Here is a 16,439-nt window from a genome sequence, read left to right on the forward strand (position 1 = left end):
GCAGGGGAGTACGTGTACGTCTTCTGCTCCTTTAGGCAGGTTGAGGCACCTTAATGGCGGTTGGGGACCTCCTTCGTTGGTTTGAATTGGTTCATAAGGGGATAACTAATCAAATCAGCGGAGTTCCTGCCTGGAGGGATGTATGGATTCAGATTCCACCCAAAGAGGGTTATTTCAACAGTCCCCGGAACGTATCCGTGTCTTCTTCGGTACTGCTTACTTCTTCTTTTGATTCATCCAGTCCTTAATCAGTTGCGTAAGTGGTTCGAGCTTGACGGGCTTGATCAGATGCTGATCAAATCCGGCTTCCTGCGTACGCTGTTTGTCCTGATACTGTCCGTAACCGGTTAACGCAATAAGCAGGATAGAGTCGCCCCAGGGTTGTTGCCGAATGCGTCGGCAGGTTTCGTAGCCATCCAGACCGGGCATGCCAATGTCCAGCAGGATAACCTCCGGGTTAAGCCGTTCAGCGGCCTTGATTCCCGCGTATCCGCTGTTTTCGGAGTACACTTCATACCCTTTCAGCTCCAGATAGATACGCAGGGTCAGACAGGCATCCGGATTATCATCAACGACCAGAATCCGAAAAGGCGTGACAGTTTCCTCCGGATCCGTAACGATTTCATTGACGTGCGGCAGGTCGAGCGTTGGTAAGCAAACGGTGAAGGTACTGCCCTGACCCAGGCCCGGACTCTGGACTTCAATTCGACCCCCGTGCATTTCCGCCAGGCGTTTAACAACGGTTAACCCCACGCCCAAACCTCCCTGTGAGCGGGCCAGCGAATGATCTACCTGCACAAACAGATCAAAAATCGATGCCTGCTGCTCCTGCGTGAGTCCAATACCGTTATCCCGCACCTGGAGAATAGCCTGCTGTTCCTTGTGTTCCAGACTCAGCCATACCTGTCCTTCATCAACGGTGTACCGTACGCCATTAGTTAAAAGATTGGTTACCAGTTGAATCAGACGGGTATCATCACCTTCCATCAAAATTTCCGTGACCGGAAGGCTCACGTACAGACGACGTTGTCTGGACTGGTACAGCGGATTTGCGGCTTCCACCGCCTGTTGAACCAGTTCCACCAGGTTTACGCGTTCCTTTCGTAAGTCAATCTTGCCCTGACTGATCCGGCTTACATCCAGCAAATCATCGACCAGCCGTACCAGATGATCCGTCTGTCGATTCATCATTCCCAGTATACTTTGGGCTTTGGCATCGGTGGGGGTGGTGAGCGATAGTACCTGAAGGCCGTTGCGGATGGTGGCCATGGGATTTCGTAGCTCGTGAGCCAGCATGGCTAGAAATTCATCTTTCCGCCGAGCGGCTTCGCGAAGGGCCTCTTCTGCTACTTTCCGGTCGGTGATATCAAACATCACGCCGCTAAGCTGTACGGGAATGCCGTCTTCTTCGGCCGTAACTTTGCCGTAACCACTCATCCAGCGAACCTGTTCATCCTCCCGAATAATTCGAAACTGCTCATCGTAAGGAACTCGCTGTTCGATGGTTTGATTAAGCTGGGCAATAATACGGTTCCGATCGTCGGGGTGAATGTGATTTAAAAACAGCCCGGATTTTTGTTCCCCGGTTTGCACCTCTAGTCCCAACAATAGAAAGTGCTGTTCATTCCAGTAGACGCGATCCGTCGGTAAATGCCACTCCCAGGTAGCCATTTCAGCGGCTTCAACGGCCAGCCGGGTTCGGGTTTCGAGTTGCAGCCGAGCCGCTTCTTCCTGTTTACGTAAGGTAATATCCCGGCTAATTTTGGTGAAACCCTGAAGATGACCCTGTTCATCACGAATGACAACCGTGATTTCATTGACCCAGAATCGTTCGCCGTTTTTTCGTATTCGCTGGGTTTCCTTTTCGGTATGCCCGATGCGGCTTGCTTCGACTAATTCCTGCTCCAGATCGCCAGCGGCCAGTCCTTCCGGCGTGTAGAAGATCGCGATCGGCTGACCGAGTATTTCTGCCGCCGAAAAGCCTTTCACCCGTTGGGCTCCTTCGGTCCATTCAGCAATGATGCCGTTCGGGTCAATGCGAAAATGGCGTAATCGGGCAAGTTCTGAATAAGTACCCGGTACCGCTCTTCGTTCACGCGTAAAGCCGATTCCGCCCGCTGCGTGACCTCATCTTTTAACCGAAGGTTTTCCAGTTCCGCCCGTTTCCGCTGGGTAATATTGTCAGTGTTCATGACGAACCCATCGCCCATTTTGACCAGGGTCAGATGAAACCAGTCTTTCAATTGTTCAAAGTCATAAAACTGTTCATCGTCGATGGTAATACCGGTTTCGGTTACCTGAACGAACTTCTCAAACAAACCAGCTTCGTGTACGCCGGGGTTCATTTCCAGCAAACTTTTTCCGATCACGTCGCCATTTTGTTGTACGGCCAGCTGGTTATTCATGATCCAGACAAAATCAACAATCTTTCCAGACGAATCCCGAACGGCTTCAAAGGCCTGAATGCTGTACAAACAGCTGTCGAGGATCGTCTGTAAGTGTTCCTTGGTCGTAGCTAATTCCAGTTCGGCCTTTTTGCGGGCAGTAATATCGGTAGTGGTCGTGGCTACACCATCGTCTACCTTAACCGTAGATTGGTAAAACCACCCATCGAATTGCTCATAGACATAATGGCGTTCGGATTGGTCCGGTATACCCGTTTCACAGACCCGTTTGAACGTATCGAATATGCCCGCTTGTCGAACTCCCGGTTGCAAGGTCAGCAGACGTTCACCAATGACATCGCCGTAGCGTCGCTCGCTGGCTTTATTGTTAAGTACCCAGGTAAAATCAATAATCTCTCCTGCTTCGTCACGAACGGCTTTAAATACCTGAATCATCTCCAGCGTACTATTCAGCGTGGCCTGAAGGAGTTCCCGGCTTTCGACCAGCTCGAAGGTTCGTTCACTGACCTGTTGTTCCAGGCGTAACTGGTACGATTGATGAGCTTCCAGTAATTCTTCTTCGGCCTGTTTTTTCTGACTGAGATCTATCGTAAGTCCCAGCCATTTTTTAAGCGTCCCGTCTGGATTAAGAATCGGAGTAGCCCGTAGGTTGGTCCATCGCCAGCCTCCTTCGGGATGCTGTAACCGGAACTCCCCATCCATGGGTTTCTGCTCAAGCAGAGCCTCCTGCCATTGCCGATGAGCTTCCGACCGATCATCCGGATGGACGGTGCTGGTCCAGCCTTTCCCCAACCAATCCTGATACGTTTGACCCGTATATGCTCGCCAACTGGGCGAATCAGCAAGTACCCTGCCCTGAGCGTCCGTTTCCCAGAACGTCTGGGTCAGGGATGCCAGTAAGAGCTGACATTCCTCCGCACTAGGAAGAGCAGCCGACTGAGATTGATTTGAAGGATTCATACATGGAGGTGATGCATTAAAGGAAGAACGGCTATCCCAAACAGTCAAACCTTTTCAGTTCCACCTTAAGCAGTGACTATAAACGATTAGGGCAGGGGGGAAGTTTTAAGAGGCCTGGGGCAAAAGCTCAAAATTTGTTAAAATAATTTGTTCAGTAGCGATGAAGCCGGGTGCAGTGGGGCGGAAATGGGAGGAATTACCTAGCTTCCCATCGTTTGACAAGATCCTTTGCTAGGAAACCATTTCTTGCTCTCGCTGGCTTACTTTCCATCAGCCTGTTTTCATGTTCCAAATCGTCTCAACCTACTTTAAAGGCAAAAATGAGCAATGAAACGCTGTATGAATTAACGTATGCTCCAGATGGTAAATCCACTGCTGCCGGCGTATGGGGGGCTGTACGCCTTTGGGACCTGGAAACCCGGCAGGCCACCGATTATCCGACCAAAGTAAAAAACGATACACCTCGATGGGTAAGTTTTTCGCCCGATGGCCGCTGGATGGCCGTGGGTACGTTCAGAGGAGTACGGGTTTGGAGTGTACACCCAAAATCGCACCATGATTATGACTTGTCTTTAGGAAACGCTACCCCGCGACGGGTTCATTTTTCACCGGATGGCCGAACCTTTGCTACGGCTGCTTTGGGGGGGTATAATAGTGTGGTCTTTACCCGATAGTACAACGAAAGGTAACCAGTAACAGGCCTTGGCAACGAGCCCGCTACGGCCTTTTCTGTTGGGGAACGGAGGCGTGGCCTATTCATACCTCCCTTCTCATTCAAGTCCTAATCAGCCGGAACGAATACACTGCCACCCATCCCAAAGGTATCCCTAGAATCCGGGTAAAAGTAAAAAAAACGACGTTCTACCTGTCCATTGTTGAATTTCAGGGTAATGACGTGTTGATCCAGTTGATACGTACCCGCCAGATCTTTGTTGCTATACGCAGAAACATTAGCATCGGAACCACCGCCAGTGGACGCCAGCCGAAACTGACCAGTAGGCAGAAAAGTGATCCGTTTCATGGAAACCACTACGGAGCTGCCGCCGAAAGCTACATTTCCGCCACCGCTAATCGACTTAAAACTCCCCGAGAGTTTCTCGCCGGGTTTCGCGGCTACGGCCACGTGCCAGTGGTTCCAGTCACTGGTCTTGCCATCGCTCTCCTGAATTACGATTTTGGAGCCCTGCTTTTTCCAGCGGCCCCATCTTTTCGGTTCAGTCTGACGGGAGGCGGGTACGTCCAGATCGTAGGGGGGCACGTCGGGGTATTCGTAGACTGTTCCGTCCCTGAGAAACAAATACGCTTCGTAATTCTGCGTAACGAATCCGCCTACGCCAAAACCCGTTTCCAGGTGCATGTAAATACCTTGAATCTGAGCCGGGGTAAGTCCCTTTCCCGGTGCAGTCAGCGGCGTTTCAGGCCGTTTGGCACGGCTTCTCTTTTCGGGTTTATTCTTTGAAGCAGCCGAGGAATGGGATACCTTACTAACCGCTGTGAAGTGCTTAATCGCTTCGCTCAGATAAGGTTTGAAAAATTTGGCATCCGCATCGGTAATGATACGGGCCCAGTGCATTTGTCCTGCCTGTTCAGTCGCCATATACGCAACCACCTGAGCCCGGCCCTGATTCATGATTGCCCCCGTAACATTCTGAACGGGCCCGGTATGGTTATACTGCAGGGGCCGAACCTGTTTACCTAGCGTAGAAATATCCTTCTCCGCTTTGTTCCTGAGCCAGCTTTGCGTGGATTGAGTACGAGTCTCCGGCGGGTACAGGGCGTACAGAAACATTCGGTTAGCAGGTAAATCAGGCGGGCTCATTTCAAGGGTGGTCCCGTGCTGACGGCTCGACCATCCCGAAGGAGGCGTTTGACCCACACAAATCTGAATCAACAGAACAAAAAACAGTACGTATCTCATGGGCAATCGTTGAGGTTACCCGGCAAAGGTACAGATGCTCGCTAAAACAGTCGGTACAGTCTGCATGGTCGTTACATAATTGGAGATTGCATGGGAGCCCTTGTAGGGCGGATCTCATGATCTGGATGTTTTCGAAGGTACCTGAAATAACTAAGGGTAGCGAAATCATTCCTGATCACATTTTTACTTAATCTTTGAGTTTGACGTGATCCGTCTGAGTTACGTTATCCTGATCAAACCCTAGAGCCAACTGGTGAAGCAAAAAACCGAATCCGCCGTCACTTACTCCCATCGAATAGGCCTAGGTATTAACAGCATCTTTTTTCCAAACGCATCGGCCGTAGTGATCCGGCTCGCCCAGCAGGGCTTTAATCTGAGTGGTATCTTTTCCCAGTAAAATCTCGCTGTCAATTAGATCCTCAGCCATTTGAAACCGTTTGGCGGTTTGGGTTGCCCAAAGTTCAGCCTCAAAATCCAGATTTGGCGTGTAGCTGATAGCCTTAAAAAAGAAAAGGACTAGGGTTACGTAGAGTATGGGTGTGGCCGCAATCGTGAAATCCATATGACTCCCTGACGGGTAACGGCGTCCACTTTAATAGCCGCCGTACCTGGCCACCGAAAAAAGAAATAATGGCTTATTCCCAATACGAACAGTGTTACATGGACCTCAAAACCAAGGCCAAAAAGGGCGGGTAATGTAAACAAAATCATATAGGGCGGATAGATGTGGTGCGGAAAGTTAAAATTAGTCCCCTTTCTTCCGGTCAATGCTTACAAATAAGATCGAATCAATAGTATATTCATTGTTTTTCAGTACTTTAGAATTCTCATTCAAAGCAGTGCTTTGGAGCAAACTCAGGCTGAGTAATGGCTAGTCTGCCCAGGCAAAGCGGCTTCAGTGCCAGGTCTTCTTACGAAACAGTACTAGTTCTTGCCTTTTTAAGTACGCTTTTCGAGTCTCCGCCCTTCCAGTACGCGTTTTACAGCATTCTCCTATCTTAACATGTAACCCTATGCTCACCACATTTAAACGCGGGTACGAAAAGGCCCGATTCCAGACCATTCCGGCTCTGGTTATCCTGTTGATTGTTACCGTTTCGGGCTGTGTCAAAGACCACAACCCCAAACCGGAGTTTCAGTATCTGGTCAAAGCCGACGCCATCGCTCAGGTTTCCGTCAATGAAGTCAAACAACGAGCGTCTATTCTGGCTCCCATCGTGCAGTACGGCGTTACTGCTTATCGCATTACGTATCAAACTCTAGGCGTTGACCAGAAACCAGTCCAGGCCTCGGGCTTAATCCTGCTACCCGTTGGCTATACGGGCGACCTTCGCGTCCTTAGTTTCCAGCACGGTACCATCACTACTCAGGAGGAAGCTCCATCGTCATATCTACCCGTCGGCAACATGGAGGCCTACGGAGCGGGTACGCTGGCAGCCTCGCTGGGTCAGGGTTATCTGGTCGTTATGGCCGATTATCTGGGTTTTGGGGAGAGCAAGGCACTGCCGCATCCGTACCAGCATAAGGCCAGTCTGGCTTCGTCTACGCTGGATATGCTTCAGGCGGCCCGTGAGTTTGCGAACAGTAAAGGAATCAAACTTCAGAAAGGTGTACGCCTGGCGGGTTATTCCGAAGGAGGATACGCGACACTGGCCCTGCACCAGGCTCTCGAACAACAGACGTCGAGTGAACTCACGGTGTTGGGAAGCTACCCGGGGGCGGGAGCTTACGACATGCTGGCAACGGCCGAATGGGTGGTGAGTCAGGACAAAGATCTACCCATATTTGCCTCGGCTTACTACATGTGGGTGCTGCTTACTTATAATCAGCTTTACGGCATCAATACTCCTTTGACGGATTTTCTTACGCCCGGCAACGCAACGAAAGTAGCGGCTGCGATAGCTACGGGTAATCCTCTGGCGGCTGATGTGGATTTAAATCCTACGAAACTATTCTCAAGTTCCTTCATTGCGGGGATTAAAAATAAAACCAATCAGCCGTTGATTAAAGCCTTACAGGCAAACAACGTTTACGACTGGAAACCGAAGGCTCCCGTACTCTTTCTGCACGCCACGGGGGACGATATTGTTCCGGTGTTGAATACGGAACTAGCGGTGAAGGCCATGCAGGCCAAAGGAGCTACCGTGGCTTTTCAGGCCTTGGGCACGGCTGGCACAACCCATCGGGAAGGAGCACAACTGTATCTGGCAGCCATGGTACGTCTACTGACCACTCCCTAAAACTGCCATTGAATACACCCATTTGATTGTATTCATATTTTAAACGAAATAGTAAGGGCTAGCAAACTTTTTGCTAGCCCTTACTGTCAGAGGCTTATGTGTCTGAAATGACTTTTCCTGAAACAGTTTCCTGACCTGGCTGGATGAGATCCTGACCGATTTATGCGGGATGAAAGCAGTATAGACAGATCGAGCCAGGCAGGCGTTGACCGTCACTCGCTTTCGTTTTATTTCTGTAAGTAGGGGAAGAAAACCTGAAAGGTAGCTCCCTGGCCCGGCTGACTATGGGCCGTAATAGCCCCGCCCATGCTGGTTACAATCTTTTCACTAATGGCCAGACCAATGCCATTCCCACTGTACGCACTCTTACTGTGCAGACGCTGAAAAATCTGAAACATTCGGGACAAATATTCGGGATCGAAACCAATGCCGTTATCGATCACATCAACGCGTAGGTACTGATGGGCTTTTTGAGCAGGATGAATCTTTAGCGAAAGGTCACTCGCAGCAACTAGGGTTGAAGTAAGCTGGATATGAGGAATAGTCGCGATGCCCGCCCGATCGACCCGGCTGAATTTGAGGGCGTTGGATAAAAGGTTCTGAAAGAGCCGAATCAGCAATTGCCGTTGTCCCCAAACGATGGGCAATGGTTCAATGGAAAGTTTAGCCTGGGATTCCTTTAGCCCTAATTCCAGTAACTGAACGACTTCCTGCAGTACCTCGTCCAGGGGTACGGGTTTGGGCGTGCTCACTTTGGAGGGAACCTGTGAGAATTCCAGCAAAGCCTGCATAAGCTCCGACATCCGCCGGGCAGAGGCCTGTACGCGGTTCAAATAGTTTTCGGCTACCAGATTTTCATCGGGTAGTTGCGGACGAAGTAAATCGACAAATTGCTGAATTTTACGCAGGGGTTCCTGCAAATCGTGACTGGCTACGTAAGCGAAACTCTGGAGTAGTTCGTTCGAACGGCTGAGTTGAATGTTAGCCTGACTGAGTTGTTCGTTATTCCGGGTCAATACCTCGGCCATAACCTGCGATTCTTTCCGGCGACTTTCAATCTCCTGACGACTGATTACTATTTCGGTAACATCCGTGGCCACAACTACAATATATTCCTGACCCAGCCTACCTCGCAAGGGTGCGTAAACGAAACTGATGTAGGCGAGTTCCAACTGACCATTTCGGTCAAAATAAGCAGGTTGTTCCTGGCCACTCACCGGCTGATGCGTTGTCCGGACCTGCTCGAGCAATTCTTCCAGACCCAGTCCCGCAATGCCCGGAAAAGCTTCAAACACCGGGCGATTCAATACCTCTTCCACAGGTCTACTCAATTTCCATAGTTCCTGAAAGGGAGTATTCGCAAAGCGAAGCTGGTGCGTAGGACCTTCCAGCAGGGCAATGCCCAGGGGAGCCTGTTCAAAGAAAAGCGATAACCATTGATCGACGGGCTGATTTTGATGTTCAACCCTGGGTTTTACTTCCTGACAAAGACCTGTTAAAATAGAATGTTGCTCATTTTTAGCGAAATACCGCTGTCCCCACCATCGAATCCATTTGATCTGATTAGAGGAATGGATGATTCGAAAGGTCTCGTCAACCGGTTCTGATCTATGCAAAAGGCTTTCCCAGGCCTCGCTTAAAATACGTTGATCTTCCGGATGAATACGCTCAAGCAGTTGCTGAATAGTGAAGGAATCAGCATCACCGGGTAAGCCCAGTAATTGGTGGCCCAGCGGGTCCGTTTGTAATGCTTCGGTGAGGGGGTTTATTCGCCAGACTCCCAGACCAGCTGCCTGTAAAGCTAAAGTGGGGTCTAAACGATCCCCGGAAAAAGCGTCTAGTCGCTGATCATTATTCATGCAGGAAAAAGAAGCAACAAAGTGTTGCATATTGATAACGAACTAGGCACTTTAAAGTTTCAAAAAGATTGAGACAGCACTAGGCCTGGAGAGGTAGTATCCCTGGTTAATGTTTTATTTTCGTAAACAAGTTGCTGTCTCATGAGTGATTAAGCAGGCTGACTTAAAAATTCCTCCTTGCGGATCTCATAAAACGAATGACGCAAAATTAAGCTAGCCGCCACATTGGCAATGATGCCCGCCAGCAGGAAATAGAAAATGGCAGAATGCCGGTCCGTCATTTCCAGTACCAAAATGGCCGACGTAAAAGGCGTACGCGTCACGCCCGTGAGGAAACCAATCATACCCACCAGAATGAGCAGATTATGGTGTTGGACCTGAACGGGAATGACATATTCCAGCAACAGCGAGCTGAGCATTGCTCCGGAAGACAAAGACGTGGCAAAAATCCCCGCCGCTCCACCTGCCGAAAACGACAGGGCATTGCCAATAAATCGAACCGGAAAAGCGTACCACGCAATGTGTTCCGTGCCTTCGAATAATGCCTGATTAATCAATTCTTTTCCGGAACCCATGGCCTGTACGCCCGAGAAAAAAACAATCGTTGCAAACAGCAGGCCCAGTCCGGTTACGAATACGAGTTGTTTAGTCAGGCCCGGAAAACGTTTCCGCAGCGAAGAAATCAGCAGTAATAGTTTGGTAAAGGCCGAACCCGCCAACCCCGTAACAAAGGCAATGCCGATGACCAGCCAGATCGACTCCAACGGCAGCCGAGTAATTTTTGGAAAGCCCAGAAACAGATACGGACCCAGCAAAAACTGACTCGTTATCCCCGCAATAATTACGGAACTGAGTACGGCCGTCCGGAAAACGGCGAGATGAGCTTTGGTTAACTCTTCGACTACATACACGATACCGCCGAGTGGCGTGTTAAACGCCGCCGCTAGTCCGGCCGCTCCTCCCGTCACGATCATGACCCGTTGCGAGACTTTATTCCAGGTTTCGGGTACAAGCCGGTAAATGGTTTCAAAGATGGACCCGGCAATCTGAAGCGTTGGGCCTTCCCGTCCAGTAGCACCCCCGCCGAGGAGCAAGACCAGATTACTCGCCACTTTTACCAGTGCAATGCGGATGCTGAGCAATTTATCTACTTTCCAGTGAGCCTTCGTCTCGGCCAAATCTACCGCGGCCATGAGTTGTGGAATGCCACTGCCCGAAGCCGTTGGAGCGAGGTAATGGGTGAGCAACCAGGCTCCGCAAAAACAGAGGGGCGTCGTCAAAAAGATCAGATACGGATGGTTTTGGTACCAGTGCATCCCCGTGTGCTCGACGAAAGCAAACACTTTTTCGTACCCTACCGCCATTAATCCGACTAAAACCGAAGCGATCCACAAAGGAGCGGCTCGCAAAGGTGCCGTGGATAGATTATGTGTAATCAGCCAGTGGTTAATTTTTTGTACACCCGTACTTCGGCTGACGCGTTTGAGATACTTTCGTAAGCGTATCTCCCATTCATTCAAGTGATATTTGCCCCTCATCATCATAGATACATGATGGCTCGAAGGTACTAAGGTTTAATGGGAGGGAACAAATAGAATTGTTTTTAAGTGAAAAGTATAGGTAAACGATCGATTCTGCTCCAGAAGAAATCCGATTCTAGAAACTTCCCAATGCCTTTCGAAATACCGATCAGGTCATACCGTCAAAATTCCTTAAAAGAAAAAGGAGCCAGTACTTACCAGCTCCTTTTTCTCAGTATCCATTTGATCCGTAATCCGCTGCGTTACTGATGGCATCCAGAAAGCTTTGGGGAATAGGTCGTACGGTATGTCTGGATTCGTTGAAATCAACGCTCACGATGGGGTTCGTCGATTGCAGGTACGACTTGGTCAGTTTACCCATCCGTTTCAGATCATACCATCGCCAGTGCTCGCCGGTTAGTTCGCGGGCCCGTTCGTTCACCAGAAAATCCAGCGTGACCTGATTAGGCGTTACCGTGATTTCACTTTCGCGACTGGCCAGGGCAGCCCGTTTGCGAATGGTGTTGACGTAATCCGTCGCTTTCGCCTGATTGTTGAGATACAGAGCCGCTTCTGCGGCAATCAGATAAATGTCGCCCAAACGAATAATGGGAATATCGCCCATCCAGTACTGATTCGTATAGGCAAATGGCTTGCTCGAAAACTTCCGCATCGCCGGATAAATGTTGATCAGGTTCGGGTAGTTCGCCGGAATCTGAGCGGTCGTTTTGTAATTGCCCGTAAGGGGATCAAACAGATCGCTCGGGTCGGCTACCAGATAAGGTAATTTACTTTTGGTGGCTTCATCAATCGTCCAGTTGGGCGTAAAGACGGCCAGTCCCTGATCGTTGGCCATGTTGGTTTCTTCTTCGAGTTGCGTCGTAATGGGCAGGAAGGGACTGGTGTAGGGGGCCGTAGTACCCAGAATAACCTTCCCAACCACGGACGGATCTTTCCGGTAAGCCGTAGCCATCGCGGCGGTGATCGTTTTGTTCGCGTTGGCGTAAAACTTATACGTAAACGTCTCTTTGAACCGCGTGTCGGGCGTGTTTTCCTGCGGCTCGAAAATGCTGGTGAGCAGGTACTTGCTGGGTTTGTAATAGCGGGAGTTGGCCCGTCCGTACAGGACACTGGTTTCGCGGGTACCCCATTCGGCACCCCGACCACCCAGTTCCGGCAGGTAGTACTGCCGCGTACGGCCCCGGTTGTACTGCTCGGGATTCAGGCCTGAGGATGGATCAATGGCCTGGAGGAACAGCGACTCGGTGTTAGTTTTGTTATTGGCTCCGTCCCACAATTTGCTGAAACCCGAACGGCTGGCGTCGCTCAGATACAGGGCACAGCGAAAGGTTGCCGCATTGTTGATGAGTTGTTCGGCCGTTTCCAGGGCCAGACGGGCGTAGGCTTCTTTTTCGCCCAGACGGGTGCGTTGCAGGTACACTTTCGCCAGTAACCCGTAGGCCGCTTTCTTGCTGACCCGACCGCGAAGGGACTGCGTGTAGGGCAAATGCTCACAGGCAAATTTCAAATCAGCAATGATGGAATCGTAAAATTCCGCTTCGGGATTCCGCACCGGACTTAGCTCCACGCTACCTTCCGCCGCCGATGTCTTTGACAGGGTTACGTTACCAAACTGCTCGACGAGGTTAAAATTGGCATACGCCCGAATGAAGTACGCCTCGGCAATTTTGGCGTCCAGCTCCGCCTGCGATGCGTAGCCTTTTACATTTTTCGAGTAATTAATGGCTGTGTTACAGTAGTTTACCAGCGAATACAGGCCGTTCCAGATCACCCGAACGGTACCCGTCGTCGTGTTGAGGGTGTTGTTATACAGCAAAAGCCCGATGTCATTGTTACCGACGTTCACCCAGCTATCCGTACCCGCCTCGGTGGGGCCGATCAGATCCACTTTTCCGTGAAAAAAGTACAGGTCGGTGTAACAGCCGTTGATGGCCCCCTCCAGGCCCGCTTTGTCCGTCAGTACCCCTTCCACGGGTAAGCCGGCGGGGTTGTATTCGCCCAGTTTCTGGCAGGAGGCGAGCGTCCAGATGGCTACGAAAATCAGTGTATATACTCGCATACGAATGGTTTTTAAAAGGAGAGGTTCACCCCCAGAATGATTTGTTTGAAGAGCGGAAAGGAATCCGAGCCGCCTGATTCCGGATCAAACCCTTTCAACAAAGGACTTCTCGTGAAAATCAGTGGATTATAGATCGTGCCGTAGAACCGCATCCGTGATAAGCCCAGGGTATTCTGCAGGGGCTTGGGCAGGGTATAGCCCAGGGTAATATTCTTGACTTTTACGTACGAGCCATCCACGTAATTGAGGGCCGAAACGAAAGTGTTACTAAAAGCCGAACCCGGTTGCGGGAAATCATTCGTCGGATTCGTAGGCGTCCAGTAGTTGTAGGTTTCGGGCTGGGAAATCGTATTCCAGTAACCCAGTCCGGTCGCATTGATCGTATGGCCGAAACGCATATTGACGAACACGGTCAGATCAAAGTTTTTATAAGCAAACGAATTCTGAATCCCCATGAGCCACCGGGGGTTCGCACTGCCCACAATCATCCGATCGGCTGCTGAATAGGCATGTACCCCGTTGTCGGATTCGCCATTGGCATTGACTCGCGGGACGGTTTGCAGCCGAATATCGCCGGGTTTAGCTCCGTACAGGCGAGCCTGAGCACTGTCTGCCGTTTGCCAGATGCCCGTTTTCTTGTAATCGTAAAAGGTGCGAAGCGGCGAGCCAACGAAGAGGTTTTCCGAGATGAGCGAAGTGGCACTCTGAGCGTTTCCCAAATCAATACTAACCAGTTTTTCACGGGCGGCCGTAAAGGTTACGGTGGTGTTCCACTGAAAATCCTTCTTTGCCATGGTGCGGAAAGAGGCGGTCAGTTCTAACCCTTCGTTCTGTGTTTTGGCAATGTTCAGCACTTTCGTGTACAGGTTTTTCGCGTCGAAACCACCGGCCGTCGAAGGCAGATTGCGTTTGTACAACACCCCATCTGTCCGCGTCCGGTAGAGGTCGGCCGTCAGGTCAATTCTGCCGTTGAATAGGGAGAAATCGACGCCGAAGTTGGTAGTATACGACTTTTCCCAGGTAAGATCTGGGTTGCCCAAAGCCTGTTTCAGCACGTAGATGGGCAGAATACTCGAACCGCCCAGCGACAGGTTAGACCCCGCCGTTTTGGATACCATTTCCGAAATGCTCTGGTACGGCGAAATGTTGTTATTCCCTGTAACCCCGTAGCTGAACCGAACCTTCAAATCATCAATCCAGGTCTTGACACCTTCCATGAATTTTTCATCACTGGCCCGCCAGGCCACCGATACCGAAGGGAAAGACGCCCAGTTGCGGTACAACTGCGAAGCCCCGTCCCAGCGATTGGATAAAGTCAGCAAATACTTGCTCCGATAGCTATAGTGCAAACGTCCGGCGTACGACATCCGGCTGGTTTCCGAATACCCCGTCGAACGGTTGCTGACGGTATTGGCGGCTCCGGTGTTGTAAAACTGGTAGTAATCAAAATCCAGACCATTGACTGAAATGTTGGACGTTTCCGTCTGCGTCTTCGCCATCGAAGTGATCGCCGTGGCGGTTAACTGATGGTCTTTGGGCAGATTCAGGTTGTAGGTTGCGTAGGTTTCCCAGATGTACGAATAGCCAATACCGTTGGAGTAACTCGCTTCCTTGTTTACCCGTCCTTCCGATGCTGGATTATAGGCTCGTTCGCTCTGGAAAAAGCCATCCCGCGAACCCGATGCCGTCAGACCCAGGTTGGACCGGATGGTCAGGTTATCGAGCGGCGTTAATTCGACGTAGGGATAAATATTGACATTCAGGCTTTTGGAATTGTCTACGTACACGCCGGGAGCGTAATTGGCAATGGGGCTGATGGTAGAATTGCTTTCACCCAGGGGCCGGAGTCGAACGGTGCCGTCTTCATTGTACGCTTCACCTACGGGAGCCACACTATACGCTTTGTTCACCCGGCTGGCGGTGGCATCGGTATTACGGGCCGTCAGTACGGTCTGAATCCCGGCTTTAAACAGCTTGCTGAACTTCACATCCATGCCGGTACGCAGATTGAGAATCTTGGCTTCGTCGAATTGGTAAATCCCCTTTTCCCCGATGTAACCCATGGACAAATAGGCCTGTACTTTATCCGTGCCGCCCCGCAGGGAAACGAAGTGGTTTTGCTGAACCCCGGTTTTAAGCGTTTCATCCACCCAGTTTACCCAGCGGCCCTGTTCGACCAGATTACGCACTTCCACGGACGAAACCAGATCGACGAGGTTATCGGTGTAGGTGCCCCGTTCGGTAAAATAGCGGTCTTTCTGGTACTGAATCCAGCGGTTGCCAGTGAGTGGTTTGGGAAAACGGGCGAAACCGTTGATGCCGTAATAGCTATCAACGTCAATCTGTAATTTTCCGGCTTTGGCCTTTTTGGTAGTAACAATGATGACCCCGTTGGCTCCGGCCACGCCGTAAATGGACGTTGCCGCCGCGTCTTTCAGGACATCAATGTTTTCAATATCATTGGGATTCAGGGCATTGATATTTCCCGGTACGCCGTCGATCAGGTACAGCGGCGTTTGTCCCCCGGAAATGGAGCGGTTCCCGCGTAAGAGAATGTTGGGCGTAGTGCCAGCCCGACCGCTACCCCGTTCAATATCCAGACCCGCCACGCGGCCCTGTAGGGCTTCGACGGGATTCGTTACCGGACTTAGGGTGATGTCGGCGGCTTTCACGCTGGAAACGGAACCGGTGAGGTCTTTTCGGCGAGTGGTACCGTAACCGATGACCACTACTTCGTCCAGAGCACTAGGTTCGGGTTGCAGGGAAACATTCAGTGCGGTTTGATTCCCCACCAGCAACTCCTGGCTTTTGTACCCCACAAAAGATAGAATCAGCGTGACTTCGCCGTCGGGAATACTCAGCTTGAACTCCCCCTGTACATCGGAGTTGGTACCCCGCGTCGTGCCCTTCACGATGATGCTGACGCCCGGCAATGCTTCGCCTTTTTCGTCCTTCACCGTTCCCTGAATCTGGCGATCCTGAGGAGCCTTGGGTGACTCTACTACCTCGGCTACGGTAGCGAGTGTGGGCGTATTGATGGGAACTGTCGTTTTTTCGGGGAAAGTTGAGGTCTGTTCCTGCGGCTTGCGGCTGCGTACAATCATGTATACCCCGTCGCTTACTTTTTTGAAGCCGAGGGCATTGGGTTGCAGCAGTCGCGTCAGGTTTTCTTCGAGCGAACGTTTGCGATCCACTATTGCCGGATCAACGGGCAACTGCACCAGTCGATCTTCAAAAATGATGTTGACCCGGTAGGTACTCTTTAGCTGCATCAACACATCCCGCAGGGTCGCGTTGGGTTGGCGGGTCATCTGATTCGTAACAAAGGAAAATCCGGGCCCCGTCTGTGAGTGGGCCGACACCTGCGAACAGACGGATAGGGAAACACAGACCAATAGCGATCTTCGAGCTCGCCGGGAAAGCAGTCTCATACACAAAAATAGGTTTAGGGTTAGCG

General features: G+C 50.9%; 10 protein-coding genes. 2 read left to right on the top strand and 8 right to left on the bottom strand.

What is annotated here, in order from left to right; translation table 11 throughout:
• Nucleotides 1-216: 216 nt before the first annotated feature.
• Nucleotides 217-1,989, bottom strand: coding sequence for an ATP-binding protein (locus tag BWI93_RS02090; RefSeq protein WP_094808513.1), 1,773 nt, complete (start codon nt 1,987-1,989; stop codon nt 217-219).
• On the bottom strand, nt 1,986-3,365 hold the full coding sequence (locus BWI93_RS02095; protein WP_094808514.1) for a PAS domain-containing protein: 1,380 nt from the start codon (nt 3,363-3,365) through the stop codon (nt 1,986-1,988). The genes BWI93_RS02090 and BWI93_RS02095 overlap by 4 nt, the downstream gene beginning before the upstream one ends.
• A 320-nt stretch (nt 3,366-3,685) precedes the next feature.
• Between BWI93_RS02095 and BWI93_RS02100 the strand changes: the two genes are divergently transcribed.
• The gene (locus BWI93_RS02100) at nt 3,686-4,039 is read left to right on the top strand and encodes a WD40 repeat domain-containing protein (RefSeq protein WP_094808515.1); all 354 of its coding nucleotides are present in this window, start codon (nt 3,686-3,688) and stop codon (nt 4,037-4,039) included.
• Nucleotides 4,040-4,146: 107 nt separating this feature from the next.
• On the opposite strand, the gene BWI93_RS02105 is transcribed toward BWI93_RS02100, so the two are convergent.
• Nucleotides 4,147-5,283: a hypothetical protein gene (locus tag BWI93_RS02105; RefSeq protein WP_094808516.1), complete on the bottom strand. Its 1,137-nt coding sequence runs from the start codon at nt 5,281-5,283 to the stop codon at nt 4,147-4,149.
• A 301-nt stretch (nt 5,284-5,584) separates the two neighbouring features.
• Nucleotides 5,585-5,845: a hypothetical protein gene (locus BWI93_RS02110; RefSeq protein WP_094808517.1), complete on the bottom strand. Its 261-nt coding sequence runs from the start codon at nt 5,843-5,845 to the stop codon at nt 5,585-5,587.
• Nucleotides 5,846-6,296: 451 nt separating this feature from the next.
• Here BWI93_RS02110 and BWI93_RS02115 point away from each other — a divergent pair, with 451 nt between their 5' ends.
• The gene (locus BWI93_RS02115) at nt 6,297-7,523 is read left to right on the top strand and encodes a lipase family protein (RefSeq protein WP_094808518.1); all 1,227 of its coding nucleotides are present in this window, start codon (nt 6,297-6,299) and stop codon (nt 7,521-7,523) included.
• Between the two features lie 227 nt (nt 7,524-7,750).
• Here BWI93_RS02115 and BWI93_RS02120 read toward each other — a convergent pair whose 3' ends face one another.
• The 4 genes from BWI93_RS02120 to BWI93_RS02135 form a co-directional block, all read right to left on the bottom strand.
• Entirely contained in the window at nt 7,751-9,412 is a 1,662-nt protein-coding gene (locus tag BWI93_RS02120) for an ATP-binding protein (protein ID WP_094808519.1), read from the bottom strand.
• Between the two features lie 119 nt (nt 9,413-9,531).
• A complete protein-coding gene (locus BWI93_RS02125) occupies nt 9,532-10,902 on the bottom strand; it encodes a chloride channel protein (RefSeq protein WP_158242809.1) in 1,371 nt (456 codons plus the stop codon).
• A gap of 232 nt (nt 10,903-11,134) precedes the next feature.
• On the bottom strand, nt 11,135-12,982 hold the full coding sequence (locus BWI93_RS02130) for a RagB/SusD family nutrient uptake outer membrane protein (RefSeq protein WP_094808521.1): 1,848 nt from the start codon (nt 12,980-12,982) through the stop codon (nt 11,135-11,137).
• A gap of 11 nt (nt 12,983-12,993) precedes the next feature.
• Nucleotides 12,994-16,413: a TonB-dependent receptor gene (locus BWI93_RS02135; protein WP_094808522.1), complete on the bottom strand. Its 3,420-nt coding sequence runs from the start codon at nt 16,411-16,413 to the stop codon at nt 12,994-12,996.
• Nucleotides 16,414-16,439: the final 26 nt, after the last annotated feature.

This window comes from Siphonobacter sp. BAB-5385, from assembly GCF_002261125.1.
GTDB lineage: Bacteria > Bacteroidota > Bacteroidia > Cytophagales > Spirosomataceae > Siphonobacter.